The 25,468-nt window shown below is 40.8% G+C and carries 30 protein-coding genes and 2 pseudogenes; 27 read left to right on the top strand and 5 right to left on the bottom strand.

Going from position 1 to position 25,468, the window contains the following annotated elements; translation table 11 throughout:
• Window positions 1-4 precede the first annotated feature (4 nt).
• From OCV48_RS13390 to OCV48_RS13405, 4 genes are read left to right on the top strand one after another with little or no spacing between them, the layout of a single operon-like run.
• Entirely contained in the window at window positions 5-676 is a 672-nt protein-coding gene (locus OCV48_RS13390; RefSeq protein ID WP_147592215.1) for a response regulator transcription factor, read from the top strand.
• Complete coding sequence (locus OCV48_RS13395; RefSeq protein ID WP_117502258.1) at window positions 676-1,719, top strand: HAMP domain-containing sensor histidine kinase; 1,044 nt, start codon at window positions 676-678, stop codon at window positions 1,717-1,719. Before OCV48_RS13390 ends, OCV48_RS13395 begins: the two co-directional genes overlap by 1 nt.
• Window positions 1,720-1,750: 31 nt before the next feature.
• Complete coding sequence (locus OCV48_RS13400) at window positions 1,751-2,815, top strand: FUSC family protein (RefSeq protein WP_006858452.1); 1,065 nt, start codon at window positions 1,751-1,753, stop codon at window positions 2,813-2,815.
• Window positions 2,805-3,377 carry a CDP-alcohol phosphatidyltransferase family protein gene (locus OCV48_RS13405; RefSeq protein WP_006858451.1) on the top strand — a complete coding sequence of 191 codons (573 nt, stop codon included), beginning with the start codon at window positions 2,805-2,807 and terminating at the stop codon, window positions 3,375-3,377. The genes OCV48_RS13400 and OCV48_RS13405 overlap by 11 nt, the downstream gene beginning before the upstream one ends.
• Before the next feature lie 207 nt (window positions 3,378-3,584).
• Here the strand turns inward: OCV48_RS13405 and OCV48_RS13410 are convergent, their stop codons facing one another.
• The gene (locus OCV48_RS13410) at window positions 3,585-3,923 is read right to left on the bottom strand and encodes a hypothetical protein (protein ID WP_007887600.1); all 339 of its coding nucleotides are present in this window, start codon (window positions 3,921-3,923) and stop codon (window positions 3,585-3,587) included.
• Between the two features lie 151 nt (window positions 3,924-4,074).
• Here OCV48_RS13410 and OCV48_RS13415 point away from each other — a divergent pair, with 151 nt between their 5' ends.
• From OCV48_RS13415 to ftsH, 3 genes are read left to right on the top strand one after another with little or no spacing between them, the layout of a single operon-like run.
• Complete coding sequence (locus OCV48_RS13415) at window positions 4,075-4,266, top strand: phospholipase D-like domain-containing protein (RefSeq protein ID WP_015521938.1); 192 nt, start codon at window positions 4,075-4,077, stop codon at window positions 4,264-4,266.
• Between the two features lie 21 nt (window positions 4,267-4,287).
• Window positions 4,288-5,277, top strand: coding sequence for a choloylglycine hydrolase (gene bsh / locus OCV48_RS13420; RefSeq protein ID WP_147592216.1), 990 nt, complete (start codon window positions 4,288-4,290; stop codon window positions 5,275-5,277).
• A 50-nt stretch (window positions 5,278-5,327) separates the two neighbouring features.
• Window positions 5,328-7,142 (top strand): ATP-dependent zinc metalloprotease FtsH, encoded by a 1,815-nt coding sequence (gene ftsH, locus OCV48_RS13425; RefSeq protein ID WP_147592217.1) that lies wholly within the window; start codon window positions 5,328-5,330, stop codon window positions 7,140-7,142.
• Window positions 7,143-7,281: 139 nt separating this feature from the next.
• Here ftsH and OCV48_RS13430 read toward each other — a convergent pair whose 3' ends face one another.
• The 3 genes from OCV48_RS13430 to OCV48_RS13440 form a co-directional block, all read right to left on the bottom strand.
• Window positions 7,282-7,482: a helix-turn-helix transcriptional regulator gene (locus OCV48_RS13430; RefSeq protein ID WP_004611564.1), complete on the bottom strand. Its 201-nt coding sequence runs from the start codon at window positions 7,480-7,482 to the stop codon at window positions 7,282-7,284.
• Between the two features lie 252 nt (window positions 7,483-7,734).
• Window positions 7,735-9,042, bottom strand: a complete 1,308-nt coding sequence (locus OCV48_RS13435) for an IS30 family transposase (RefSeq protein ID WP_147592218.1) — start codon at window positions 9,040-9,042, stop codon at window positions 7,735-7,737.
• Window positions 9,043-9,235: 193 nt separating this feature from the next.
• Window positions 9,236-9,970, bottom strand: coding sequence for a helix-turn-helix domain-containing protein (locus tag OCV48_RS13440; protein ID WP_015517002.1), 735 nt, complete (start codon window positions 9,968-9,970; stop codon window positions 9,236-9,238).
• Window positions 9,971-10,205: 235 nt separating this feature from the next.
• Here OCV48_RS13440 and dinB point away from each other — a divergent pair, with 235 nt between their 5' ends.
• From dinB to ltrA, 20 genes and pseudogenes are all read left to right on the top strand, one after another.
• Entirely contained in the window at window positions 10,206-11,453 is a 1,248-nt protein-coding gene (dinB, locus tag OCV48_RS13445; protein ID WP_147592219.1) for a DNA polymerase IV, read from the top strand.
• Window positions 11,454-11,468: 15 nt separating this feature from the next.
• Window positions 11,469-11,711 carry a LexA family protein gene (locus OCV48_RS13450; RefSeq protein ID WP_005342338.1) on the top strand — a complete coding sequence of 81 codons (243 nt, stop codon included), beginning with the start codon at window positions 11,469-11,471 and terminating at the stop codon, window positions 11,709-11,711.
• A 5-nt stretch (window positions 11,712-11,716) separates the two neighbouring features.
• Complete coding sequence (locus tag OCV48_RS13455; RefSeq protein ID WP_044912392.1) at window positions 11,717-11,971, top strand: hypothetical protein; 255 nt, start codon at window positions 11,717-11,719, stop codon at window positions 11,969-11,971.
• A gap of 176 nt (window positions 11,972-12,147) precedes the next feature.
• On the top strand, window positions 12,148-12,351 hold the full coding sequence (locus tag OCV48_RS13460; RefSeq protein ID WP_005342342.1) for a hypothetical protein: 204 nt from the start codon (window positions 12,148-12,150) through the stop codon (window positions 12,349-12,351).
• A 170-nt stretch (window positions 12,352-12,521) separates the two neighbouring features.
• Window positions 12,522-12,869: a helix-turn-helix domain-containing protein gene (locus OCV48_RS13465; protein ID WP_005342344.1), complete on the top strand. Its 348-nt coding sequence runs from the start codon at window positions 12,522-12,524 to the stop codon at window positions 12,867-12,869.
• A gap of 150 nt (window positions 12,870-13,019) precedes the next feature.
• The gene (locus OCV48_RS13470; protein WP_077326070.1) at window positions 13,020-13,427 is read left to right on the top strand and encodes a recombinase family protein; all 408 of its coding nucleotides are present in this window, start codon (window positions 13,020-13,022) and stop codon (window positions 13,425-13,427) included.
• Between the two features lie 62 nt (window positions 13,428-13,489).
• The gene (locus OCV48_RS13475; protein ID WP_242994293.1) at window positions 13,490-13,642 is read left to right on the top strand and encodes a hypothetical protein; all 153 of its coding nucleotides are present in this window, start codon (window positions 13,490-13,492) and stop codon (window positions 13,640-13,642) included.
• Complete coding sequence (locus OCV48_RS13480; protein ID WP_004611636.1) at window positions 13,632-13,952, top strand: helix-turn-helix domain-containing protein; 321 nt, start codon at window positions 13,632-13,634, stop codon at window positions 13,950-13,952. Before OCV48_RS13475 ends, OCV48_RS13480 begins: the two co-directional genes overlap by 11 nt.
• 10 nt (window positions 13,953-13,962) lie before the next feature.
• The gene (locus tag OCV48_RS13485; RefSeq protein WP_005342349.1) at window positions 13,963-14,334 is read left to right on the top strand and encodes a recombinase family protein; all 372 of its coding nucleotides are present in this window, start codon (window positions 13,963-13,965) and stop codon (window positions 14,332-14,334) included.
• Window positions 14,335-14,336: 2 nt separating this feature from the next.
• Window positions 14,337-14,774: a type II toxin-antitoxin system PemK/MazF family toxin gene (locus OCV48_RS13490; protein WP_004611638.1), complete on the top strand. Its 438-nt coding sequence runs from the start codon at window positions 14,337-14,339 to the stop codon at window positions 14,772-14,774.
• Entirely contained in the window at window positions 14,758-14,970 is a 213-nt protein-coding gene (locus tag OCV48_RS13495) for a DUF6462 family protein (protein ID WP_004611639.1), read from the top strand. Before OCV48_RS13490 ends, OCV48_RS13495 begins: the two co-directional genes overlap by 17 nt.
• Before the next feature lie 134 nt (window positions 14,971-15,104).
• The gene (locus OCV48_RS13500) at window positions 15,105-15,281 is read left to right on the top strand and encodes a DUF6290 family protein (protein WP_004611640.1); all 177 of its coding nucleotides are present in this window, start codon (window positions 15,105-15,107) and stop codon (window positions 15,279-15,281) included.
• A 32-nt stretch (window positions 15,282-15,313) separates the two neighbouring features.
• Window positions 15,314-16,549 carry a site-specific integrase gene (locus OCV48_RS13505; protein WP_147592220.1) on the top strand — a complete coding sequence of 412 codons (1,236 nt, stop codon included), beginning with the start codon at window positions 15,314-15,316 and terminating at the stop codon, window positions 16,547-16,549.
• 540 nt (window positions 16,550-17,089) lie between these two features.
• Window positions 17,090-17,317 (top strand): DUF6462 family protein, encoded by a 228-nt coding sequence (locus tag OCV48_RS13510; RefSeq protein WP_147592221.1) that lies wholly within the window; start codon window positions 17,090-17,092, stop codon window positions 17,315-17,317.
• 9 nt (window positions 17,318-17,326) lie between these two features.
• Window positions 17,327-17,539, top strand: coding sequence for a DUF6462 family protein (locus OCV48_RS13515; RefSeq protein ID WP_262559936.1), 213 nt, complete (start codon window positions 17,327-17,329; stop codon window positions 17,537-17,539).
• On the top strand, window positions 17,520-18,068 hold the full coding sequence (locus OCV48_RS13520) for a prealbumin-like fold domain-containing protein (RefSeq protein ID WP_449495048.1): 549 nt from the start codon (window positions 17,520-17,522) through the stop codon (window positions 18,066-18,068). The genes OCV48_RS13515 and OCV48_RS13520 overlap by 20 nt, the downstream gene beginning before the upstream one ends.
• Window positions 18,069-18,173: 105 nt before the next feature.
• On the top strand, window positions 18,174-18,521 hold the full coding sequence (locus OCV48_RS13525) for a helix-turn-helix domain-containing protein (RefSeq protein WP_147592222.1): 348 nt from the start codon (window positions 18,174-18,176) through the stop codon (window positions 18,519-18,521).
• A gap of 14 nt (window positions 18,522-18,535) precedes the next feature.
• Window positions 18,536-18,751 (top strand): annotated as a pseudogene (locus OCV48_RS13530) (DUF5688 family protein); the annotation flags it as partial.
• Window positions 18,752-19,063: 312 nt separating this feature from the next.
• Entirely contained in the window at window positions 19,064-23,092 is a 4,029-nt protein-coding gene (locus OCV48_RS13535; protein ID WP_147592223.1) for a M64 family metallopeptidase, read from the top strand.
• 557 nt (window positions 23,093-23,649) lie between these two features.
• Complete coding sequence (gene ltrA, locus OCV48_RS13540) at window positions 23,650-24,930, top strand: group II intron reverse transcriptase/maturase (RefSeq protein ID WP_147592224.1); 1,281 nt, start codon at window positions 23,650-23,652, stop codon at window positions 24,928-24,930.
• A 126-nt stretch (window positions 24,931-25,056) separates the two neighbouring features.
• On the opposite strand, the pseudogene OCV48_RS13545 reads toward ltrA, so the two are convergent.
• Window positions 25,057-25,468, bottom strand: a pseudogene (locus OCV48_RS13545) (glycosyl hydrolase family 18 protein); the annotation flags it as partial.

Below are 25,468 nucleotides of genomic sequence, written 5' to 3' on the forward strand. Positions count from 1 at the left end.
GATCGTGTTTCAAATATTAATTGTAGAAGATGATAAAGAATTAAGCCAGCTATTCCAAAAAGTGCTTGAGAAGAATGGATATCAGGTCAAAAGTGCATCGGATGGAGCACTGGCATTAGAAATATTGGATAAAGAGTATATTGATCTGATCATTTCCGATATTATGATGCCGGTTATGGATGGTTATGAACTGGTGTCAGAACTCCGTTCAGCAGGATATCAGATACCGGTACTTATGATCACTGCGAAAGGTTCCTTTGATGATATGCGCCAGGGATTTCTTTCGGGAAGTGACGATTATATGGTAAAACCAGTAAATGTGAATGAAATGGTTTTAAGAGTCGGAGCACTGCTTCGCCGTGCACAGATACTGAATGAACACAAAATTGTGATCGGTTCAACAGAGTTTGATTATGATGCAATGACGGTTACAACTGATAAGGAAAGTCTTGTTTTGCCTAAAAAAGAATTCCTGCTTTTATATAAGCTTGCAACTTCGCCAGGCAGAACATTTACAAAACAACAGTTGATGGATGAAGTATGGGGATACGAGACGGAGGCAGACCCACATACGATAGAGGTACATATAGGAAGAATCAGAGAGCGTTTTAAAGATAACCCTGATTTTGAAATCGTAACAATGCGTGGAATTGGATACAAGGTGGTGAAAAAATAATGGAACAAAAGAAAGAAAAAGGATTGCGGATCCGATCCTGTCTGACTGGTGCAATCTGGCTGGCACTTGTATTTTCAACAGTCATATCTGCTTTATTATTTGCTTTTTTGAATCATTTTTTTAATCTGCCAGGCAGCATACCTGTGCTTGGCTGGCTTTTGATTTTCAATACATTGATTGCAGGGCTGATCACTTCCTTTATTAATGCAAAGTTGCTGGAACCAATTACCAGACTTAGTAAAGCAATGAAGGAAGTTTCTCAGGGAGATTTTGAACAGCATTTGGAAACGAACAGCCGTATAGCAGAAGTTGGAGAATCTTATCAAAGTTTTAACGTTATGACAAAAGAACTTCGTGCAACAGAGGTGCTGCAGATGGATTTTGTATCTGATGTTTCTCATGAGTTTAAGACCCCGATTAATGCCATTGAAGGATATACAATGCTGCTTCAGGGAGAAGAACTGTCTCCGGATCAAGAGGAATATGTAGAAAAAATCTTATTTAACACCCAAAGGCTTTCCGGATTGGTTGGTAATATTTTGCTGTTATCCAAGTTAGAGAATCAGAATATACCAATGAAAAAAACAGAATATCGTCTGGATGAACAGATCCGCCAGGCATTTCTTTCATTGGAAACAAAATGGACAGAAAAAGAAATTGGTTTTCAGGTAGAATTGGAGGAAGTTAAATATACTGGGAATGAAGGACTTTTTATGCATATCTGGATAAATCTTTTGGATAATGCGATTAAGTTCAGCCCTTCAAAGGGGACAATTACGATGTTTCTGAAACAAGAACAGGATTCTGTTAAGTTCATTCTGGAAGATGAAGGACCAGGAATAGAGGATGATGTAAAATCCAGAATATTTGACAAGTTCTATCAGGTAGATGGATCTCATAAAGCAGAAGGAAATGGCCTAGGTCTTGCACTTGTAAAACGGATTGTAGATAGTGCCGGAGGAACAATCAAAGCAGAAAACCGTGAATATGGTGGATGCAGATTTGTTGTAGAGCTTCCAATACAGAAAGATGAGGCCATATAAGTTTAAGAAAAACAGATAGAGGAGGAATTACATGACATTTTATCAGGAATTGCAGTTAAATCAGGCAGGTTCTAAAAATCTGTTGAAAAAGAGTGAAACAGTGAAAGAAAAATCATATCATATACTGGTATATTTGGTAAAGATAGCTGTTACAATGGCATTTTGTTTTTTATTTGTTACTATTTTCAGTATCTTATTTGGAAATGAGAATAGTATTGTGGGTGTAGTAGTTTTATTATGCCTTATGGTATTTCGGAATGCAGATTTGGGGATCCACACCGGACAATCTACGATGCTTTTGGCTTTGTTCTTTGTAATTATGACTGTATGTCCGCATTTAGCAAATCAGTTTTCACCGGTATTGGGAATGCTGTTAAATATTGCGGCACTGGCTGTGTTGATTCTGTTCGGATGCCATAATCCATTCATGTTTAATCAATCTACATTGGTTCTTGGGTATCTGCTGCTATATGGTTATGATGTTACGGGAAAAAGCTATCAGATGCGATTAGTCGGAATGGCTTTAGGTGCAGCACTTACCTGCTTCGTATTTTATCGAAATCATAAAAACAGAACTTATAAAAGAAATCTGAAAGATCTGATACAAGAATTTGATATCACTTCTTCCAGAACAAAATGGCAGATATGTCAGATTTTATGCGTACCGATTGTCCTTTGCATTGCAGAACTTTGTAATATGCCACGTGCAATGTGGGCTGGTATTGCGGCCATGTCCGCGATTTTGCCGTTTATGGAAGATATGCACTACAGAGTCCGTAAAAGGATTGTCGGAAATATTGCAGGTGTTATATGTTTTACAGTATTATATTTTCTGCTTCCTTCGTCAATCTATGCATATATAGGAATTCTTGGTGGAATCGGTGTAGGATTTTCAGCACAATATGGCTGGCAGGCAGTATTTAACACATTTGGTGCTTTAGCCATTGCTGCAGAGACTTATGGACTACAAGGAGCGGTTAGTCTTAGAGTGATTCAAAATGTTTTTGGTGTTGTGTTTGCTTTAGCATTTTGTGTTATATTTTATTGGTTTATGTCTAAAAAAAAGGAAAGTGATGTGACCGTACATGCAGAGTGAAGTGAATCAGGAAGAAAATTTGAATAGAATTATTACGGTTCCTAATCTTCTTTCTTTTTTTCGGCTTTGTCTGATTCCGGTAATTATATGGAGTTATTGTGTAAAGAAAAATCCTCTGTTAGCTGGTGAAATCTTATTGCTGTCTGGTCTTACGGATCTTGCTGATGGATATATCGCAAGAAGATTCCATAGGATTAGTAATTTAGGAAAAATACTTGATCCGGTGGCTGATAAGCTGACACAGGCAGCGATGTTAATCTGTCTGTTTACTCGTTTTCCGCATATGCTTCTTTTAATCGTAATAATGGCAGGTAAGGAGCTGTATATGGTAGTCAGTGGATGTCTTGTGATACGAAAGACAGGAAAAGTACATGGTGCAGACTGGCATGGAAAGATAGTAACCTTTTTATTATATGGAACTGCAGCGGTGCATATTATATGGTTCCAAATTACACCGATGGTATCAGATCTGTTGATTGGTTTGTGCGCTATAATGATGGTCATATCGGTCGCTCTGTATATTATCCAGAATACCAGGACTCTTAAGGGAGAGACTGTATAAGCAATTTTATATTGCAATGACTAGAAAAATATTTAGGAGAAGATAGATATAAACAGTAAGTCAAACACACAAACTATGGAGTCTTTAGTCGGTTTAATAAAATTTTAGATAGAAAATAAATCATTCAATGTCATTTAGATAAGGTTTTTTATGACAAAAAGACAGATTGCTTATCTGCCTTATAATGCAGTATAATGGTAACGAGATTTATGCAACCCGATACATGAAATCCCTATTTCTCTTTGGACGGAGGTGGATAGGATATTTTCGATTGTACTTGACAGGTGTCAGATACTTTTGTATGAGAAGCATGGACTCTGTTTCGTTACCATCGTGTTTGAGATATGCCCTGCATATGTTTACTGCATTTGAAACGGATTTACTCTGCATCTGGAGCATAAACTGAATATACTCGCGGAAAGAAAGTTTGCGGTTCCTAGTAAAATCACTTTCCGGATTACGGCAGAACATGGAGTGAATTTCATCGAGTTCTGTGATGCAGTTGTCGAGTGTGGATTTTAAATTAGATAAGAAAAAATCAGCCATAATGAGCCTCCTTGAAATATGTTTATAATCAAGGCTTACGCAACATATATTGGCTTACTTATCAACTGTTTTTTGTAATATTTTTAAAGTTTTTAGGTATAAAAACAGTGGCTTTCTATGACAGAAAACCACTAAAATGATGCTTAACTGAATGGCATTGCTTTATCACCACTTTGAAAATGGTTGTTTTATGGCGGATAGTCAGACAGTTTTGGATATAAGAGATGATCTGGGAGCAACCATGAATGAATGCAGGGAAGTGACCGAAAAGTACCGCACAGGACGGAGTGCATATTTACGGCTCGTACAGTTGTTTATGAGATTGTTTGCAGGACTATTATAGCAGAAAGAAGAGGTGTTCGATATGTGTACAGCAGCAACTTACAAAACAAAAGATTTTTATATGGGCAGAACGCTTGATTATGAATTTTCCTATGGGGAACAGATCACGATAACGCCAAGAAATTACGAATTTGATTTCCGGTTTGCCGGGAAGATAAAAAGCCATTATGCTTTGATCGGAATGGCATTTGTTGCAGAAGGTTATCCGCTTTATTATGATGCTGTTAATGAAAAAGGCCTTGGAATGGCAGGTCTTAATTTTGTCGGCAATGCGGCATATGAAGAGGCTTTGCCGGAAGATGAAACAGAAGTCAGCCAGGTGGCACAGTTCGAGTTCATCCCATGGATCCTTACACAGTGTGCTACTGTAGCAGAGGCGAGAGAGAAGCTGGCAGCAATGAGACTGACAGGTACAGCATTCAGTGAACAGCTGCCGACAGCACAGCTTCACTGGATCATTGCAGACAAAGACTCCTGTATCGTTGTTGAGTCTATGAAGGATGGGCTGCATGTATATGATAATCCGGTAGGAGTGCTTACCAATAATCCACCATTCCCGAGTCAGATGTTTGCATTGAATAATTATGCCGGAGTATCCAGAAAACAGCCGGAGAGTACTTTTGCAGGAGTATTACAGCTTGATGCATATAGCAGAGGAATGGGTGGAATGGGAATACCTGGAGATCTTTCCAGCCAGTCAAGATTTGTGAAAGTTGCCTTTACAAAATTAAATTCGAACTCCGGTGAAGAAGAGGATGAGAGTGTAAGCCAGTTCTTCCATATCTTAGGATCCGTAGATCAGCAGCGTGGATGCTGTGAGGTGACAGAAGGCAAATATGAGATCACGATATACACGTCCTGTTGTAATACAGCAAAAGGTATTTATTATTATACGACTTATGATAATCATCAGATCACAGCGGTTGACATGCATGCGGAAAATCTGGATTCAGATCAGCTGATCTGTTATCCGCTTCTGTCCAAGGGCGAAGTCAGATGGCAGAATAAATAATACGAAAATGCACGGAGAAAGCATAACGCAGAACAACAGGAGGAAAGACCATGAAAGAAGTTAAAACACCGAAAAAACCACTGGCATATTATTATGGGATTGTGTTAATAGTGCTGATCGTATTTAATCTGGTTGTCACACCAATCCTTATGGAGCATCAGGTAAAGGAAACGGATTATGGAACTTTTATGAGCATGATCGAGAAGAAGAATATTGGTGAAGTAGAAGTTAATGACAATCAGATCATCTTTACAGATAAAGATCAAAAAAATATTTATAAAACAGGTCTGATGAACGATCCGAACCTGACGGACAGGCTATATGAATGTGGAGCAGTATTCGCAAAAGATATCGATAAGCAGATGTCACCGATCATCAGCTTCCTGCTGACCGGGGTTTTGCCATTGATCCTTTTTATCGCACTGGGAAATTATATGGCGAAGAAACTGATGGAGCATGCCGGAGGAAAAAATTCGATGGCTTTTGGAATGGGAAAAAGCAATGCGAAGATTTATGTGCAATCCAGTGAGGGAATCCGTTTTTCAAACGTTGCAGGAGAAGATGAGGCGAAAGAAAACCTTTCAGAGATCGTTGATTATCTTCACAATCCGAAGAAGTATACCGATGTAGGTGCGTCTATGCCAAAAGGTGTCCTTCTTGTAGGACCTCCGGGAACCGGCAAAACAATGCTTGCAAAAGCAGTGGCGGGTGAATCAAATGTACCATTTTTCTCAATGTCCGGATCAGAATTTGTTGAGATGTTTGTCGGTATGGGAGCTTCCAAAGTTCGAGATCTTTTCGGACAGGCAAAGGAAAAGGCACCATGTATCGTGTTTATTGATGAAATTGATGCCATTGGTAAAAAGCGTGACGGACAAATGGGCGGAAATGATGAGAGGGAGCAGACCTTAAACCAGCTTCTTACAGAGATGGACGGATTTGAAGGAAATAATGGTGTCATCATTCTTGCTGCAACGAACCGTCCGGAGTCGTTAGATCCGGCACTGACACGTCCGGGACGTTTTGACAGACGTGTGCCGGTTGAACTGCCGGATCTTGCAGGCCGTGAAGCAATTTTAAAGGTTCATGCAAAGAAGATAAAAGCATCTGATGATGTTGACCTGCATACGATTGCACGTATGGCATCGGGGGCATCCGGTGCGGAGCTTGCCAATATTATAAATGAAGCAGCATTACGTGCTGTCCGTAGTGGAAGGACCGTTGTAAATGAATCTGATCTCGAAGAAAGTATAGAAGTGGTTATTGCAGGATATCAGAAGAAGAATGCGGTTCTTTCAGATCAAGAGAAGAAGGTTGTTGCATATCATGAGATCGGACACGCTCTGGTAGCTGCATTACAGAGTCATTCAGCTCCGGTCCAGAAGATTACGATCATCCCGCGTACCTCAGGTGCACTCGGCTACACTATGCAGGTTGAGCAGGGTGATAAATATCTGATGACGAAAAAAGAACTTGAGAATAAGATTGCTACATTTACAGGCGGACGTGCGGCAGAGGAGATCGTATTTGGTGAGATCACGACCGGAGCCTCCAATGATATCGAACAGGCAACAAAAATTGCAAGAGCGATGATCACCCGCTACGGCATGACAGATGAATTCGACATGGTGGCAATGGAAAACGTGACCAACCAGTATCTTGGCGGCGATACGTCTCTTTCCTGTTCTGCAGATACACAGAAGGAAATTGATGAAAAAGTCGTGCAGCTCGTAAAAGCAGAGCATGAAAAAGCAAGAAAAATCCTTGCTGAAAACAGGGAAAAACTGGACGAACTGGCTATGTACCTGTATGAGAAGGAAACAATTACAGGTGACGAATTTATGGATATTTTAGACAGAAAATAATGTAGTTAATTAGATAATCAATGTCATTTAGATAAGAAAAATAGTTAGTAGTTCTGAAAAATGGAATTATTTTATATAAAGGAGCGGACAAATTCTCATTTACAGGGAGCGGAAGATTGAGCTGGATAAAATACCCAGCTCAATCTTCCACATGGAATACATCTTCGACCAGCATATTAAAGTACTTTGATATCCGCAGCATAAATTCGGCAGATGGGGTGCTGTCCCCACGTTCTATCCTGCCGACCGTTTTGGTGCTGTATCCGATAGCAGCGGCAAGGTCATCCTGGTAAATGCCACGCTGTTCCCGGATTTCTCTGATATTATTAGTAACCGCCATAAAAATCCCTTCTTTCAGTTCTATAGATATTTCTTTAAATGAAAAACTCAGTGCAAAATCAAAAGGTTTTCTAATACATTCAACATTGTATTTTCTGTTTTTCTGGTATTTTATGTGATATAATTCGATTAAAACTGTTGAAAAAAGCTTAATTGTTTACATGCCAAAATAGCGGCTCGCATTTTCTTCTGCAAAAGTTAATGCAACCCACTTCGTACTGATTATGGATGATTAACTATCTGCTTTTCATTCTTATTCTTTACTAAGTAACTTTGGACTTAAACATATCTCGTCTGCGGCGACTGGGGACATTTTAAGCACTTCCAACAGTTTTTTCATTTCTTCAGTCTCTACGAGATCATATGGGCTTTTATATTCCAGTCCCGGTCTCGTTGTACTGTTGATATGATTTGCGATCAGCGTCATATCTTCCTGGGTATATCCCTTAAAGGTCTTACCTCTCGGAATGACATATCTTATAAATTCGTGATTCTTTTCTATGTGAGGTTTCTGCCATGATGCCTGTGGATCACAATAAAAGATTTTGGTTCTTGGTGAACCACTCTTTGTATATTCGAGAGCTAATGCATTCTTGAAGCATCGTCCGTTATCAGTAAGTATCACCGGAAACAGTTTTCTAAATCTTTTAACCCCTAATACCTTTGTAAGCTTATCAAATACCTCTATTACCGGATCCATCGCTTCTTCTTCAATCAGTATCATTAACATGACTGAATTATTGTTAAACATGATGGTAAGTAGCACCTGTTCTTTTGTTCTTAGTCCTCTAACAGTGTCCATTTCAACCACAGCTGTATCAGGATGTTCCTCCATATACTTTTGAAAATCTTCGTACGTTCTTCCCTGTCTGTAATTGAACTTATTACACTTAATTTCCGTCTGCTTTTTTCGACGCTTTTTATATTTTACTTTACGTCTAAGGTCCAGGTTGCTTATGGTCAATTCTCCAGCATCGATATAGTTGTAGATACTTCTTTCAGATACCTTTATTTCATCACTATGTGTATTACATATGTGTGATAATGGCTGTCCTTGAAGAATAAGTGGCGACAAAATTTCATCCAATGTCTGAAGTTCACCCTGACTAAGTCTTATTCCTTCACGTGACTCTGAACGTACCTTTTTTGCCTTTGCATCTGCCTTTTCTGCAAGATAATAGTACTTGTTATACTTACATGCTTTCTTATTCTTTTCGTTGCATGAATCACATACAAATGGTGCCCTTTCTGTTTTTTTACAAGTATGTGTAACACACCTGTCACAATACTGTGTGCAATCATGGTCCATACAAGTCCAACATCTCTTGCTGCAGTACTCATCACCGCAAAGGCCTGTCTTTCTACAACTTGGCGGATAAATGCAATCCGTTCCACAAGAATACGGTGTCTTGACCATTATTCTGTTTTGCTTCACTTCTCTGGTAACACTTGATGTGCTTCTACCAATCTCTTTCGCTATCTGACTAAAAGATTCCTTGGCATAAATACCAGCTTCAATTCTTACTCTTTCCTTAAATGTTATTCGATTGTAATTACTCATTTAACTCCTAACCGCAGATAGTAATCACCTCGAATCATATCACATAAAATACCTCCCTTCTGCAAAAGTTAATGCAACAAATTTTTCTGTTTACTAACTTTTTTGTTGCGTTAAGTTTTTCAATCTAGGCTATAGATATTTTCTTATTGTCAATTATGCAAAATAATGTGTCCGATAAAAAGGACTTGCAATTTTATCGGCAATGTCCTGTAATAGCAGAAGCATCAGATTTTCCAAGAACTTTTCCAAATATGTCTAAGCGGTCATTTTCACTAACCTTGATAGGTGCATACTTTTCATTAAGAGAGATAAGAAAAATTCCGTCTTTATCGTTTTGTAATTTCTTAATATAGGCTTCTCCGTTTAGAGCGAATATGCCGATTTCTCCATTAGCAACAGATTCCTGTTGTAATACCCATGCAATCTGACCATCATGGAATTCAGGTTCCATACTGTCACCACTAATGCGGACACCGAAAGTAGTATCTTCCGGCAGGATAGATTCATCTATGCGTACAGTCTCTTTCGGTCCGTCTACAAGGAAGTTACCGGTTCCGGCTGATACTGCATTTTCAAAAATATCAATGCTTCGGAATGGAATTATCTTAGCAGTCTGCTTTTCATACATTCCGGATGCGTGAAGCAGATTGATATAATCCATAGCTTTTTCCCTGCCCTCATCAGTAAGCGATGAGAAGGGATCAGCAGGATTTACTCCAAAATATGCTTCATACATGTTAGTAATACCAAGGATTCTACACACTTTGTAAAATATGGTAACGCTTGGTTCAGCAAGATTTCTCTCCCAGTTGGATATGGCTTTATAGGAAATAGTGATGCCTTCCTTTGCCAGTTCATCAGCGAGATCCTGCTGGAGCAAGCCTTTCTTTTTTCTATATGATGAAATGATTTCTCCGATTGAGTACATACATACGCCTCTTTTCTTTCATTTTGTTGATTTCAAATGTCTCTTTTCACTCCATAGTATATAGCAATAGTAGCAATTATTCAAGTTAAAAATCCAATATAATGAGAAAAAGGACACATGTGTCCGTTGACAGTCGATTATTCTTGGGGTTATACTATGCCCTGTAAGAAACATTACTCATATACTTGGACTAAAGGTTATGGTAGTGACAGATTAAATGCAGGAGGTGATGCAGATGGGAGACAGGGTAATACTTCATTCAGATATCAACTGTTGTTATGCCTCGATTGAGCATCTGCATCATCCGGAGCTTGCAGGAAAGCCACTGGCAGTAGGCGGTGATCCGGAGGCAAGACATGGGATTGTCTTAACAGCTGACTATATTGCCAAGAAGTACGGTGTGAAAACAGGAATGGCACTCTGGCAGGCAAAGGAGGTCTGTCCGGACATAACATTTGTTTCACCAAGAATGGACTTATATCTTCGTTTCTCAAGAATGGCACATGAGATATATGCAGAATATACGGACAGACAGGAGCCATATGGGATTGATGAGTGCTGGCTTGATGTGACAGGGAGCAGCTCCCTTAAAGGAGATGGATTGCTCATTGCACAGGAAATCAGCAGGAGAATGAAGTCAGAGCTTGGAATTACAGTCAGTGTTGGTGTTTCTTTCAATAAGATATTTGCAAAGCTTGGTTCAGACTATAAGAAGCCTGATGCAATCACAACCATGTATAAGAGTGAGTTTAAGCAGAAGGCTTGGTCACTTCCGGTGGCAGATCTTCTATACGTTGGCAAAAGTACGAACAGAAAGCTTGCATTATTTGGTATCAAAACCATAGGTGATCTTGCAAGGACAGATGAAGAAGTGATTAACAGTCACCTTGGAAAGATGGGCAGTATCTTATGGTCGTTTGCTAATGGCTATGATGATTCACCTGTCAAGCTGGAGAATACCCACGCTCCAATCAAATCGGTGGGAAACAGCACAACGACACCAAAGGATTTAGTATGCGATGAGGATGTAAAGATTGTTCTTTATATTCTGGCTGAGAGTGTTGCAGCAAGACTTCGTGAGAATGGATTCCGGTGCAGAGTGGTTGAGATAAGTGTCAGGGATAATGAGTTATTCTCTTTTACCCGTCAGAAAAAGATTGACCATGCAACTAATATCACCGGAGAGATAGCTGCATATGCTTATCAGATATTTAAGGAAAACTATAACTGGAGCAAACCAATCCGCAGTGTTGGTGTCCGAGGTGCAGACTTAGTAACAGATAATTATTGGGAACAGATTGATTTGTTCTCAAGTGTGGAGAAGCGTGAAAAGCAGATGAAGATGGATTCGGCGGTGGATGAGATACGCAGAAGATTTGGATTTTACAGTATCCAGAGGGGACTCATGTACCGGGACAGGATTCTGTCGGCAGTCAATGCAAAAGAAGAACACACAGTACATCCACATGGGTATTTTGGATAAAGAGGGAGGCGGAACATGAGCGAAGCAGCAAGAATTGATCTGGTAGACAGAGCACCATTGACGGAGAAGCAGCAGAATGTGTATGAAAGCATTATGCAATATCAGCGTGTGAATGGTTATGCTCCTACTATCAGGGAGATATGCAGGATGGTAGGGGTGGCATCGACTTCAAGTGTTTATGCACATCTGAAAATATTAGAAGAAAAAGGCTATATAGCAAGGAAGATGGATGCTTCCAGAGCAATAGCAATCTTGTAAGGAAGGTGATTACATTGAGCAATAAGGTATATGTTGATGTACTTGCAGAGTTTTCAAAGGACGGACTGCTCATTCCCAAAGAGATAACATGGGAAGATGGCAGAAAGTATGAGATTACACAAGTAAAAGACAAGCGCAGAGCAGCCAGTACAAGGGCTGGCGGTGTTGGAGAGCGTTATACCTGTGTGGTAGATGGAAAGGAAATATTCCTTTTCTATGAAGATAAAAATATGTGGTTTATGGAAAGAGCCGGAGCCTGATGTGAATGTGTGCTGACAGCACAATTCATATCAGTTGGCTTTAGATCAGCAAAGCCGGGGAATGTGCAGACATTCATCGGAACTCCCGGCAAAAGGCTTGCAAAGGTGATTTCCCTTTCCTTTACGAGTACAGAATTGTAGATTGATGATTTTGTATGAATAAGGAGCGAACTGAATTGAACAAAGGAAATGTTATAGAAATTAGATGTAAAAAATGCAATAGGTTAATGATGGAATACTTTGTATGCGGTGATGATTCCGCTGTGGCACTTCAGAATATTGGAATTAAGTGTGACAGATGCAAGCGAGTGATGATACTCAAGAAGTATTCCGAGGGAATGATGAAGGAACATTCTGAGAATGGGACTTTCAGAATATAACGATTGAAAATTAAATTACAGCCCACCTGATAAGGGCACATCGAAAGATGGAAGCACCAGAGACGCAGGGGAAACGAACAGTATTTATGATACTGGTTTCCTCGTGCGTCTTTTTTAGTGTGGTAAAGGTAATCCGACTTGTTCGTTTCCAATGGCAGCAAGGAGGATTTATGAGCAGTAAAGCACAGACAAGAGAAAAGGATTATGAGAGAGGATTACGAATTGCTGATAGGAGAAAGGTGATGGGATTATCACAGGATGAGTTAGCTCATAGAGTAGGTATAGGCAGACAAGCATTATCTGCGATTGAAAACGGTGGAGATTTTAAGACACAGACATTAGATAATCTGGCAATCGTACTTGGTGTATCTGTTGATTTCATAATGTATGGGAAGAATGAAGAAAATTCAGAACTATTATCTGAGGCAATGGATGTTCTTTCAGATATGGATGAATTGCAGGTTAGGCAATGCCTTGCAATGATTAAGGCAATGAAAAGCGTGTCAGTAGAAAAGTAATTGTCGTGTTTACACGACATAAGTGTCGCCTACACACGGTCGGCAATTAAAGGCTGGCAGGATACAATAATCATGTGCTTGAGATACAGCACACCACGAGAGTGGAGGCGCCAAAACTCTCCAATACGAAATCGTAAAGGAGACAACAAAATGAATAAAAGAGATTTTAACGTAGTAGGAAACGAAGGTACAGATAATCAGGAGCTTGCAAAGGGTATTGCATTTGTAAAGTCACGCAGAGCAGAACTTAATGTAGTCCAGATGGTCGAGAATATGCGTGATCAGGCAATGCCTAATGGAGTAATAATCAATGATGCGTATTGTGATCGTTCAATGACAAGGGACTATGACAGAGAAGGTCTGAATGCTTTCTTTGCAACACTTAAAGAGGAAGACTTTGAGGTTGTAGTAGTCAGAAGCCTGAATGAGATCACAGATGACATTTATGATTTGGAAGAATTTGTTAAGACCATCACAGATATGGGCATATGGCTCTATTCTCTTGAAGTCGGTCCGGTGCCAATTATTGTATCTCATGCAGAGGATTTTGGATGCTAACGGAGTCCTTTGGTAGAGCGACAACAGAAAATCATTCCGGTCGGGACAAACAAGTCTCGGCTGTGAAGGATTGCAGATTTACACAGACTGCATTCGGAACAGTTGTACATGATTCAAGTGGGAAGTGGCTTGGTCAGTACGAGACAGAAGATGCAGCTGTAGAGATGATTAGGGAAATGGCACAGGACATTGGAGGGTACGACGATGAAATATGAAGGATATAAAATTGGTCCGGTGATTCGTGATATCCGTAAGGACAAAGGACTTCTCATTGAAGAGGTTGCTGCTAAAACTGGAATAAGTGTTTCGACACTTGGACAGGTGGAGCAAGGAGGAAGAAACTTGAGCATGAAAAATTTGTATATGCTTATGGAAGTTTATGAAACAGACGCAAATAGCTTACTTGCAATAGACTGTACACCGGATTCATTAGATTCGAGGCTAAAGCGGTTACCTGCAGATAAGCAGGATTATTTGAAAAAGACATTTGATTTTATGATAGAGCAGGCTTTGAAGTCAGCATAGGAGGCAGAGAATGAGAAGAAAGATTAAAAAGATGGATTGCATAGAATATCTTTCAGTGCAGGCTCCATTGGAAAAAGTAAATATGCTTGAAGACAAGCAGAGCAAATATATACATGAATTTGTAAAGAGAAAAGAATATACAATCGTGGGAAAGATGAGACGCAATGGCTTTTCGCAGAGAGATGTTGATCGCCAGTGGAATCAGATTGTGAATATGATCCGTAAAAAGCAAATCAGTGGAGTAGTTGTTGCGAATATGGCAGCTATATCCAGCAGTGTTGCAGATGCTTATTTTAAGGTAGGATTGGTTATTGAAGCAGGCGGCATTGTGGTGACTGTAGATGAGGGCAGATTGGATATGCACATCAAGAAGGGAGCATAGATATGAGTAGACGAACAGAAAAAAGAAGATATGGTAAATATAATAAATTTGATGTTGTGTATGCGGATTTTGGAAAAAATCCACATGGCATTCAGGGCGGAATCAGACCAGGAATAATTATTTCATGTGATGCAAGCAATCATGATGGTGCACCGCAGGTGTCAGTAGTCCCTTTGAGCAGTAAGTTAAAGGATATCCCGGTACATGTAATTTTAAATCCGAAGGATGTGAGTGGATTTGGATTAAGTAAGATCTCTGATTTTATGCCTGAAGATGCACAGACAATTTCAAAAGGCTGCATTAGAGCAAAAAGTGGAACTGTCATTGAGGATTCAGGCGTGAGAGAAGAAATAGACAGAGCATTGATACGACAGTTTGATCTGTTACCTGTAGCTCGCAAAATGGTAATGGAGGAGTTGGCAAATGGACAGCAGAACTAAAAAGACTAATAATAAAAGATTTGTCAGATATTCAGAAGGAGCAGAGATGTATTCAATGAGTGTGTCAAAGTTTATGCAGTTAGCGAAGGATGCAAAGGCATGTTACAAAGTGAATCAGCTGGTGTTGGTTAATCTGGATATTATTGACGAATATCTTGAAACTTTCCACATTGTAGATGACGAGTTTTATAAGTAATTATGAGAAATGACGCATTAGTATAGAAGAAATACAAACAAGTATGGAGAAAAATGAGCCACGATAGAAAAAATGTATTGACTTTCGGTCAGACCAAAAGTATAATATGATTAAGATATGAAGGAGGCATACAGATGGCTAGAACTGGAAGACCAAAAGCAGATAAACCTTTTGATCATAAGGTGACTGTTAAATTCAAAGAAGAGGAATACCAGATAATGGTTGAGTATGCTGAGACTCATAATCTATCCATTTCGCAATTGATTAGAATGGGTGTTGAATTACAAATGAAGCAACAGGCTAATCAGTAGAACAGGCTCTTTTCTCCAGAAAGGAGAGAATAATGGCTTGTAGAAAAGATGGTAAAGGCAGAGTATTAAGAAAGGGTGAGGGTTACAGAAAAGGCGACGGAAGATACTCATATGTATATATTGATCCATTAGGCAAGAAAAGAACCATTTATGCAAAGTCTTTGGTAAAACTTCGAGAAAGAGAAGAACAGTTACAAAAAGACCAGTTGGATGGACTTGATATATATGTCGCAGGAAAGGCTGATGTGAACTTTTTGTTTGACAGGTACATATCAACTAAAACAGAATTGCGTAGCACTACTTACAGTAATTATTTGTATACATGGAATCATTTTATTCGTGATACATTTGGCAAGAAGAAAGTAAGAGATGTGAAATACTCAGACGTGTTGTTCTTTTATACAGACTTGATTAATACTCAGGGATTACAGATTAATACGCTTGAGACAATTAACACAGTATTAAGACCTACATTTCAACTTGCTGTCAGAGATGATATCATAAGGAAGAATCCGGTAGACGGAGCATACTGTGAAGTAAAAAAGCGTAATGGTGGTGCCAGAAAAACAAGGCGAGCGTTGACTGTGGATCAGCAGAGAAAATTCATGGAGTATGTAGCAAAGAATCCGTTCTTTTATCACTGGTATCCATTCTTTGTATTTTTGTTAGGAACTGGATGCAGAATAGGAGAAGCAATTGGGATACGCTGGGATGATATTGATTTGGAAAATCGAATCATTGATATCAATCATAGCTTAACATATTACCAGAGAGTGGATGATTCATATAAATGTGAGTTTAGAGTATCTTTGCCAAAGACGGAGGCAGGTAATCGTAGAATACCTATGATGCAGCAGGTATATGATGTGCTTCAGGAAGAATATGAGAGACAGAAGCAGGAAGGCTTTTGTGTTGAGAATGTGGATGGAATGACCAATTTTGTATTTACAAACCGATTTGGGATGCCACATAACCCAGCAGCAGTAAACCGGGCAATCAAGAGAATTGTGGATACACATAATTCAGAAGAAGAGGTGGCTGCTAAAAAGGAGAAGAGAGAACCTGTAATGATTCCGAGATTCTCCTGCCATATCTTCAGACATACGTTTGCATCAAGATTTTGCGAGAATGAAACCAACATCAAAGTAATTCAAGAGGTAATGGGACATGCTGATGTATCGACTACCATGAACATATATGCAGAAGCAAACCCAGATGTTACAAAATCAGTAATTGAGAAATTATCAAAAAATATGGATATTTTTTAGAAAAGAGTCCTGCGATTGAACTCTTTGAAGATTGAAAAATATACCTATTCATACTGTGGCAAATATGTTATACTTGCTAAGTATTGTTGTGTTTGACACAGCAGTACATGCATAAAATAAAAAGACGTATTTTAAGGCGAATGACATCTTTTGGACGCACAAAAGTCAAAAAAACGTCCAAGAGTATCCAAGTATATAGAATCCGGGAAAGCCCATTTTCCAAGGGTTTGCAAGAATATACAAGAGTTAGCTTAGCAATCAAAAAAATTCCCGACAATGAAGTCACTTGATAAGTAAGAATGCAGGAAAATCAAGGGTTTCAGCACTTGGATGTACGAAAATATATAGTTGGTCAAGGCGTTTTGACCAAGATTTGACCAATTTTTGGCATAGTCAAAAAAAGATTAGTACAGGTTAGTACAGATTGCTTAGTCTGAAAAATTAAAGATTGTATTACTTAGAGGACATTTTCTAAAGAAATTTAGAAGATGTCCTCTTTTTGCGTTATAGGAGCAACTGAAATAGCGAAAGGAGATTAATATGGAGCACACAAAGACATATCAGGAATTTAAGAAGAATTGTAATACAAAATTTGTAAGGTATAGCGAAGGAGCAGAAATGTATCATATGAGCGTATCAAAGTTTATGCAAATGGCTAAGGACGCCAAGGCAATCTATAAGTTAGGTCAGTTAGTACTTGTGAATTTGAAGATATTTGATGAGTACATTGAGACATTCCACATAGTTGATGATGAATTTTATAAGTAGGTGAAAAGTATGGTAACACAATTACAGCCGGATGTTAGGGCTTACCTACATGGTGCAGAGGTAATAAAAAGATACATAAGGGTCGAAGATGTAACTCAGGAATATGAATTAAGTGTTGAAGAAACTGAATATATTGCTAAGGCGGCAGGTTCTGTATACAAGCTTACCCGTATTCATTTAGTAAAAAAGGAAAGGCTACAGCGTGGATCTGCCAATTTCTAACGGATATTATGTTTCAGAGACACAGGCACCATATGCATATATCAGAAACAGCAAAGATGTGTACAGCTTCAATTTCAATGTATTACCTGAAACACAGGCAAAGGCATCATTCAGCCACACATTTGTAAATGACAGAACTACAGCAAAGATTCATATCTACAAGGTAGACAAGGAATCAGGCAAGGCAGTTGCCCAGGGAGATGCAAGTCTTGAAGGTGCAGTTTATGGTCTTTATGCGAGAAACGATATCGTGCATCCTGATGGAGCAACAGGAGTCGTATTCAAGGCAGGAGATCTTGTAGCAACGCTTACAACAGATAAGAATGGCGAAACTGAGGTCAATAACCTTTACCTTGGAAATTATTATGTAAAGGAAATCACTCCATCAGAGGGGTATCTTTTAGACGAAGAGGAGCACGATGTAGTATGCGACTATGAGGGAGACCTTGTAGCAGAGGTATCAAGAAGCACAACATCAGCAGAGCAGGTTATCAAGCAGCCATTCCAGCTTATCAAGGTGTTGGAGTAGGACTTCGTGGAAGAAAGAAAAAGAATAAACAGTAACAATTAACCTTGCGGGGAATGTAAGCCAGTGACTTATGTTCCCTGCTTTTTTTGATTTGGAGGACAAACAGTGGTAGGAGAAAGAATCAGATATTACAGAAAACGACAAAAAATGACACTCAGGGAACTGGGCGAGAAAAGTGGTTTTGAAAATAGAGGTGATGTAAGAATTGCCCAATACGAAAATGGTTCAAGAGTTCCAAGGACGGGAACGTTGAACAGGATTGCAAAGGCACTTGGCATTTCGCCGGAAGAATTATTCTGTGAGGACTGTAGAAAGTGCATGTTTCTCAAGAATTATTACAGAAAGAAAAGAAAATCTCATACCACTTTTGATATGGGAATCGAAGAAGACAACAGTTACAGAGAACACAAAAATCCCGAGGATGAAGGGATTTTGTATGACAATTTAGATTAAGGAGGAACCGTAATATGATGAATTACGAGATTTTTAAGGAAGTAGTAAAAGAAAAGTTTATGGATTATATGCCTGAGAAGTTCAAAGGAATGGAGCTTGTGGCAGAACCCGTGGAAAAGGTGAATGTGACTCTTGATGGCATCATCTTAAGAGAGGAAGGCAGGAATATTTCGCCTACGATTTATATCAATGACATGTATAAGAAGTATCAGGACTGTGGTGATCTTGAGGTGTCACATCATTGACAAATGTACATCGCCATGATATGATTCGAGAAATATATATATTTTTTGTCGGAAGTGTAGAGTTTTTTGTCGGATACTTTTCTAAAATAAATAAGCTATTACATCTTTATGAAGGTGTTTCAGCATTTGGCACAAGGGGTTATCGCAGAAAGACCTATTTTTTGCAATAACTCAAGTAGAAATGAGGTGAATATCGATGATGCAGCAATTGTATAAATTGACATATGTCAAAAATGGGGGGTAGAAGCCTACTGACCGTGAATGACGCTCAGGAGAGAATGACAAAAGGAGGACTTTATGAATATTATCAAACATAAATATGGCAAACGAACGGTATCTCTGCTGCTTGCGGTAATTTTGGTGCTATGCCCTTTGCAGGTTAGGGCGGCAGATAACAAGCCAACCATCGAGGCAGATAACAAGCCAACCATCGAAATTGGTAACTACATTCAGATGGGTACTTATGGGGGAGTGCCAATTGTATGGCGTTGTGTAGCGAAGGATAGCAATGGGCCATTGATGCTTTCGGATAGAGTATTGTGTGATTACATGCCCTATGATGCAAAAACCAACAAAAATGCCGAAACAGGCTCGCACCGGCGCAATAGCTGGAGAGATAATTTTGGTTCTAACCACTGGAGAGACAGCAACATACGTTCTTGGCTCAATTCCAACGCTGAAGCAGGAAAAGTGAAATGGCTTTGCGGAAATCCGCCAACAGAGGATTCTGTCTATCCTAAAACGGCAGCATATGACCAAAAGGAGGGTTTCCTTCGCAGCTTTCGTTCGGATGAGCTGGGAGCGATTCGAACGGTGAAGCAGCGTTCTATCGTTTCCCATCCGGAGTATACGGCAGGTTATATCGACGCAGCCGGTGTTGATCTTCCCTATAACACCACAATTGATACGGTAGCGGATGGGTATGACAGTGCCCATTATGAATATATTTGGGATAGAGTTTTTCTGCTGGATGTTCAGCAGCTCAAAACGGTTAATGATAACCTGAACGGCTACCATATCGCAAAAAACAGAAGCGGTGTAGCATGGAACTATTGGCTGCGTACACCGATTACAACCTGTAACCATGATATGCGATTTGTGACCCCTCAAGGGAATATTTTGCGTGACGCACCCTATAAGGGATATTACGGCGTTCGTCCTGCCTTCTATCTGAATACGGAAAATTACACCGTATCATCCGGCACAGGACAGAGCGCACAGGACCCCTATGTTGTTTCCGCACCGGATGCGCCGGATGACAGCATTGGCATATCCGGCGCTGTGCGAGAGGATGTGAATGGTGACTGGAATGTGAACACGGATGAGTATCTACAGCTGGAGATGAGTACCCTCTACACTGAGGATCCTGCATATGCAAATGTAACCGTACCGGTGTATACAATCCAGAAGCCTCGCAGCGATAAGGAGAACATGGTGATTGTGTACTGCGCCGAGGGCTACACCAAAAGCCAGCAAAAGCAGTTTGTCGAGGATGTAAAAAAGCTGTGGGGGGAGGTATTGCAGATAGAGCCATATCGCAGCATGGCGGATCGCTTTAATGTCTATGCACTCTGCACGGCATCGGTGGATGGCTATGGCGGTACCAGCACATTTTTTGCTGCGACCGCCAAAGGAGGAATTTCTACTAACAAAGGGAACTGGCGCAACCATGTTTTGGAGCGCATCATAGGCCCTGCGTTTATCGAGAAGATTCATGACGCACATATTCCTAATGAAACGCATCCAAACGAAAACACGATGGATCATAATTATAGACAGTATGATTATGTGTATGAAAATATCAACCAATTCGTTGTGTTGGCGAATAGCGGTGAGTATTTCGGTGGCTCTCATGATAATAAACAATATGGTATTCACTATATTGTTGCGTCAGCGAGAAACGCATATTCTGCGTTTACCCAGCGGCATGAACTGGGACACGGTCTGTTCCATCTGGGAGATGAATATAATTATAGCACTGTTCCTGTAGATGAGTGGAATTACACTACATCACTGAATATGACTGCAACAAAAGATCCCAAGAAAGTGAAGTGGAAGCAGCTGCTTGGCTTCCGTAATACCTATACCTGCCCGCATCTTGACTACTATCCTTATACCTATAATTCCAGCAGGGATTGTCTGATGCGAGAGACCTTTCAGAATGATTTTTGCGATGTGTGCAAGCTACAGGGCATAAAGGTCATGAGTCAGCTCATTACAAATCCCCCTGCGCTTTATGTGGCTGTTCCTGAGGTGAAAAAGTATATCGGCGATTACAGAAATCCCACAAAAGATCCTTCTGCCTTTGAGGCAGCGAATTCCTCCGCATATGCGAGCTATCAAAATGACAGGAATAGCCGTCTATTAAGCGGCGGCAGTAAAAACAGCTTTGATTATAGCAGCATGAAGGGGCAGCAGGTTGAGCTGCGCACCATTATACAAAATCTTTCGAATACCCAAGCGAAGACTGTGACCCTGCGCCTGTGGGTGGAACATTCCAACGGCGAAAAAGCGGTCACGACAGATGGGGAGCAGGTTTTCACTACGCAGGAGTTTGACATCCCTGTTTGGAAAGAGAAAAGCAAATTCTGGACAAAGGGTGCGTTGGATTACGAGGGCAGCGACTTTAATTCCGGCCTTGTCAACTGCTCTCTGGTTTACACGATTCCGGAGAATGCCATTCTGCAATCCGGCGATACCATCGGCTTTGAGATTGTAGATCATGCGACAGGCGAGGTATTGGCTGATGATGATACGGAGCAGCAGCGCTATGTCAATGTCACCATCCAATATCAGCTGGAGGATGGCACAGATGTTCCAAACACCATGCCGACTACCTTTACTGTTCCGGTAGGCAAAAAGGTTGATTGGCAGCCGCCGCAGGAACTGCACGGCTACACTTTTGTTAAAGCGGAGGGGATGGAAAATGCTGTCCCGAACAGTGGTATGACGATTCGTTATATTTATAAAAGGTCTGAGGAACGCCCCGAGCCGCCGGTGACAAAAAATTATACGGTGCAATACAATTGGGGCTCTGTATTCCCGACAGGCGCAACGCTGCCGCTAAATAGCAGCTCCTATTCGAGTGTGCAACAGGCGAAGGCGGCTGTGGATAAGAAATATACCTCCACAACACGCATTCAGGCACAAAAGGATGGTAAAAACGGCACATGGGCTTTTTCGGGCTGGGATGCCGGCAACCTAAACGGCACAACCGTGGTATTCCGTGGAAGTTGGAGTTTTACGGCGGATACAGCGCCGATAACGCCTCCGAGCGGTACAGCAAGCTACAAGATTACCGCAACGGCAGGTATCGGTGGAACAATCTCTCCCGGTGGCACGACAACGGTATCTGCCGCAGGTCAGCTTACATATACAATCAAGGCGAACGAAGGATATTATATTGCGGACGTAAAGGTGGATGGTTCGGAAGTGACAGCAACCACAAGCTACACCTTTAGTGATGTGAATACTGATCACACCATAGAAGTTACCTTTAAACAGGAAAGCCAGACACCGGATGTGCCGGATGTGATTGCACCAAGCATAACCACACAGCCTGGCAATGCGACAGTGAAGGTAGGTGAGACTGCGTCCTTTACCATAGCAGCAAGCGGTACAGATCTTACCTATCAGTGGCAGATAGACAGAAATGATGGGAAAGGATGGGTAAACATTGACGGTGCAACGGCAACGAGCTATACCACATCCACAGTCAATATAAGCTGCAACGGATTTAAGTATAAGTGTGTTGTTTCAAACAACGCAGGAAACGTAGAGAGTAATTCTGCAACATTGACCGTACAGGATGCGGGCGGTTCCGATAATCCTGACACACCGAATAACACCTATCAGATTATTGATGGAGCAAACAGTAGTTGGACGCATGACAGTGATGGTAATATCACCATCCGGGGTAACGGAGACTTCTCCAAGTTTACCGGAGTTAAGGTGGACGGAAATTTGATAGACAAGAGCAACTACACTGCAAAGGAAGGCTCTACCATTATCACACTGAAAGCTTCCTACCTGAATACACTTTCGGCAGGAACCCATACAGTTGAAATCCTGTGGACGGATGATTCTGCAAGCACCACATTTACCATCAAAGCAAATACCTCTGATAACAGTAATAACAACCAGAATGATAACAACAATAGCGATTCCTCTGATGACAAGCCATCGAGTGGAACTGATAAGAAGGATGTGACTGCACCTAAAACCGGGGACAACACACCGATTGTATGGCTGTTTATACTGTCAATTCTTTCCGGAACGGGATTGATTATTACCGTAAAGAAACGCAGAGAAAATTTGAATTCATAGAAACGATCGTTAAAAAATGAAACGAAAAAATAACCATGGAGAAGGCGGGCATGTATGCCCGTCTTTTCGTTTGCGCGCCATGGGCGCGCTCTCGCAGGTGAAAGTCCTGAACATGCCCAGGTAGTGGGAAATGTATAGCTGAACAGCAAGGGTGTCCATCGTGAGGTGGAATCTGAAGGAAGCTGTAGGCAAATCCTTGGTCCGACGGACAGAAATCGCATATGAGGCTAGGCTTCGAGAGATAAGCTGGCGAAAGACAGCAAAGTCTAATAACTACCACATTTGTAGAAGCAGAGTAAATGCGGCGGATTTATGAGGAGAAAGAGCGTGAACCTTAAGCGTGGAGGTCTCACAGAGGTTTCATTTGCCTAGTAACAACGAACTGTGAGAAGTCAGCAGAGCCCATAGTAGTGAAGAAGTTTCTGTAATGGAAATGGAGCAAAGGGGCGAACAATCAATAAGTTTGAGTATATCTCGTATTGCAGAAATGGCAACATCTGCCGTAACCAATCGGGTAAAAGGTGGTCAAATCAAGCGAGACGGAAAGGAAAGAATGCATGAACACAAGTAGTCTAATAGAGCAGATACTTTCTAGCGATAACCTCAACAGAGCATATCTGCAAGTCGTACGAAATAAAGGTGCAGAGGGTGTGGACGGAATGAAATACACAGAACTTAAAGAACACCTTGTAAAGAACGGCGAAATCATCAAGGAACAGTTGAGGACAAGAAAGTATAAGCCTCAGCCAGTACGAAGAGTGGAGATACCAAAGCCTGATGGCGGTGTCAGAAACCTAGGAGTACCAACAGTAACAGACAGATTCGTACAACAGGCCATTGCACAGGTACTTACACCAATCTACGAGGAACAATTCCATGCCCACAGTTATGGATTTAGACCAAATAGATGTGCACAGCAAGCAATCCTAACAGCGTTAGACATGATGAATGATGGTAATGATTGGATTGTAGACATTGACTTGGAAAAGTTCTTTGACACAGTGAATCATGACAAACTTATGACCATTATCGGTAGAACTATCAAAGATGGAGATGTCATCTCTATCGTTAGAAAATATCTTGTCAGTGGAATCGTGATTGACGATGAGTATGAGGATTCTATAGTGGGAACACCACAAGGTGGAAACCTTTCGCCTCTTCTGGCGAATATTATGCTGAATGAACTAGATATGGAAATGGAGACCAGAGGGCTAAACTTTGTACGTTACGCAGACGACTGTATCATTATGGTCAGAAGTGAAATGTCTGCCAATCGAGTTATGAGGAATATCTCACGATTTATTGAAGAAAAACTAGGACTTAAGGTCAACATGACTAAAAGCAAAGTAGACAGACCAGATGGACTTAAATATCTTGGTTTTGGATTCTTTTTCGACACGCAAGCACAACAATACAAGGCAAGACCACATGCAAAATCAATAGCTAAGCTCAAAACGAAAATGAAATGGCTCACGAGAAGAAACTGGAGTGTCAGCAATCGCTATAAGATTGAAAAGATTAACCAGCTAACCCGTGGATGGATCAATTATTTCGGAATTGGTTATATGAAGTGGTTATGCAAAGATATGGATGCGCTAATTCGTAGAAGATTGCGTATGTGTATCTGGGTGCATTGGAAAACCCCACAAAATCGTGCGAAAAACCTAATGAAGTTAGGAATGTATAGTAAGAAGGCTTATGCAATAGCATACAGTGGTGCACGGGTAGCTCGATTAAGTGAAGGTGCGCTAAACTATGTAATTACCAATAAGAGACTAGCCTCATTTGGCTTGGTCTCAATGTATGACTACTATACCGAGAGGTTTGTTAAATGTTAAGTTGATTGAACCGCCGTGTACCGAACGGTACGCACGGTGGTGTGAGAGGTCGGCTAATCAACTAATGATTAGCCTCCTACTCGATTTCAAAGAAAACACAACAGGGAGTGTACGCTGCGGAAGAGGCGAAAGAAAATATTGGATATCGCAGTATTTATCAAGGTCACCGTAAACGCACCAGTTCTCACCGCCGACCGAGCCGTTGACCGAAGTCATACCCGGCAGACAGATATTCATTTCCTTGGTAGGATCATAGGCTTTCACGGTGATGTAGATATGGGCGAACATGGCGGTGGATGCTTCGCGGGTGGAGTAATCATCGCCTTTTTCCAAGTCGATATCCACACCGCTGCACCAAGGGTACTTTTCCATGATGCGGACGAGTTCGGAGCAGAATTTATCCTGTGCGCCGTCCGTATTGTCGCGCAGTGCTTTGAAGATGGAGTTTGCAACGTCATTGGCAACGGTAAGCAGCCAACGGATGTGGGGCCATTTGTTGATGTAGGTCAGCATATTGCTGATAGCAACACCGCTCTCG

It is taken from the genome of Bovifimicola ammoniilytica (genome assembly GCF_025567085.1).
Taxonomy (GTDB): domain Bacteria; phylum Bacillota; class Clostridia; order Lachnospirales; family Lachnospiraceae; genus Bovifimicola; species Bovifimicola ammoniilytica.

Bases quoted from the DNA above. Each gene is read 5' to 3' on its own strand.
- OCV48_RS13535 (WP_147592223.1), top strand. From the start codon at position 19,064: ATGAATATTATCAAACATAAATATGGCAAACGAACGGTATCTCTGCTG.
- OCV48_RS13485 (WP_005342349.1), top strand. From the start codon at position 13,963: ATGAGAAGAAAGATTAAAAAGATGGATTGCATAGAATATCTTTCAGTG.
- dinB (WP_147592219.1), top strand. From the start codon at position 10,206: ATGGGAGACAGGGTAATACTTCATTCAGATATCAACTGTTGTTATGCC.
- OCV48_RS13430 (WP_004611564.1), bottom strand. From the start codon at position 7,482: ATGGCGGTTACTAATAATATCAGAGAAATCCGGGAACAGCGTGGCATT.
- ftsH (WP_147592217.1), top strand. From the start codon at position 5,328: ATGAAAGAAGTTAAAACACCGAAAAAACCACTGGCATATTATTATGGG.
- OCV48_RS13410 (WP_007887600.1), bottom strand. From the start codon at position 3,923: ATGGCTGATTTTTTCTTATCTAATTTAAAATCCACACTCGACAACTGC.
- OCV48_RS13435 (WP_147592218.1), bottom strand. From the start codon at position 9,042: ATGAGTAATTACAATCGAATAACATTTAAGGAAAGAGTAAGAATTGAA.
- OCV48_RS13440 (WP_015517002.1), bottom strand. From the start codon at position 9,970: ATGTACTCAATCGGAGAAATCATTTCATCATATAGAAAAAAGAAAGGC.
- OCV48_RS13490 (WP_004611638.1), top strand. From the start codon at position 14,337: ATGAGTAGACGAACAGAAAAAAGAAGATATGGTAAATATAATAAATTT.
- OCV48_RS13480 (WP_004611636.1), top strand. From the start codon at position 13,632: ATGAAATATGAAGGATATAAAATTGGTCCGGTGATTCGTGATATCCGT.
- OCV48_RS13510 (WP_147592221.1), top strand. From the start codon at position 17,090: ATGGAGCACACAAAGACATATCAGGAATTTAAGAAGAATTGTAATACA.
- OCV48_RS13515 (WP_262559936.1), top strand. From the start codon at position 17,327: ATGGTAACACAATTACAGCCGGATGTTAGGGCTTACCTACATGGTGCA.
- OCV48_RS13450 (WP_005342338.1), top strand. From the start codon at position 11,469: ATGAGCGAAGCAGCAAGAATTGATCTGGTAGACAGAGCACCATTGACG.
- bsh (WP_147592216.1), top strand. From the start codon at position 4,288: ATGTGTACAGCAGCAACTTACAAAACAAAAGATTTTTATATGGGCAGA.
- OCV48_RS13465 (WP_005342344.1), top strand. From the start codon at position 12,522: ATGAGCAGTAAAGCACAGACAAGAGAAAAGGATTATGAGAGAGGATTA.
- OCV48_RS13395 (WP_117502258.1), top strand. From the start codon at position 676: ATGGAACAAAAGAAAGAAAAAGGATTGCGGATCCGATCCTGTCTGACT.
- OCV48_RS13470 (WP_077326070.1), top strand. From the start codon at position 13,020: ATGAATAAAAGAGATTTTAACGTAGTAGGAAACGAAGGTACAGATAAT.
- OCV48_RS13495 (WP_004611639.1), top strand. From the start codon at position 14,758: ATGGACAGCAGAACTAAAAAGACTAATAATAAAAGATTTGTCAGATAT.
- OCV48_RS13505 (WP_147592220.1), top strand. From the start codon at position 15,314: ATGGCTTGTAGAAAAGATGGTAAAGGCAGAGTATTAAGAAAGGGTGAG.
- OCV48_RS13415 (WP_015521938.1), top strand. From the start codon at position 4,075: ATGGCATTGCTTTATCACCACTTTGAAAATGGTTGTTTTATGGCGGAT.
- OCV48_RS13405 (WP_006858451.1), top strand. From the start codon at position 2,805: ATGCAGAGTGAAGTGAATCAGGAAGAAAATTTGAATAGAATTATTACG.
- OCV48_RS13400 (WP_006858452.1), top strand. From the start codon at position 1,751: ATGACATTTTATCAGGAATTGCAGTTAAATCAGGCAGGTTCTAAAAAT.
- ltrA (WP_147592224.1), top strand. From the start codon at position 23,650: ATGAACACAAGTAGTCTAATAGAGCAGATACTTTCTAGCGATAACCTC.
- OCV48_RS13500 (WP_004611640.1), top strand. From the start codon at position 15,105: ATGGCTAGAACTGGAAGACCAAAAGCAGATAAACCTTTTGATCATAAG.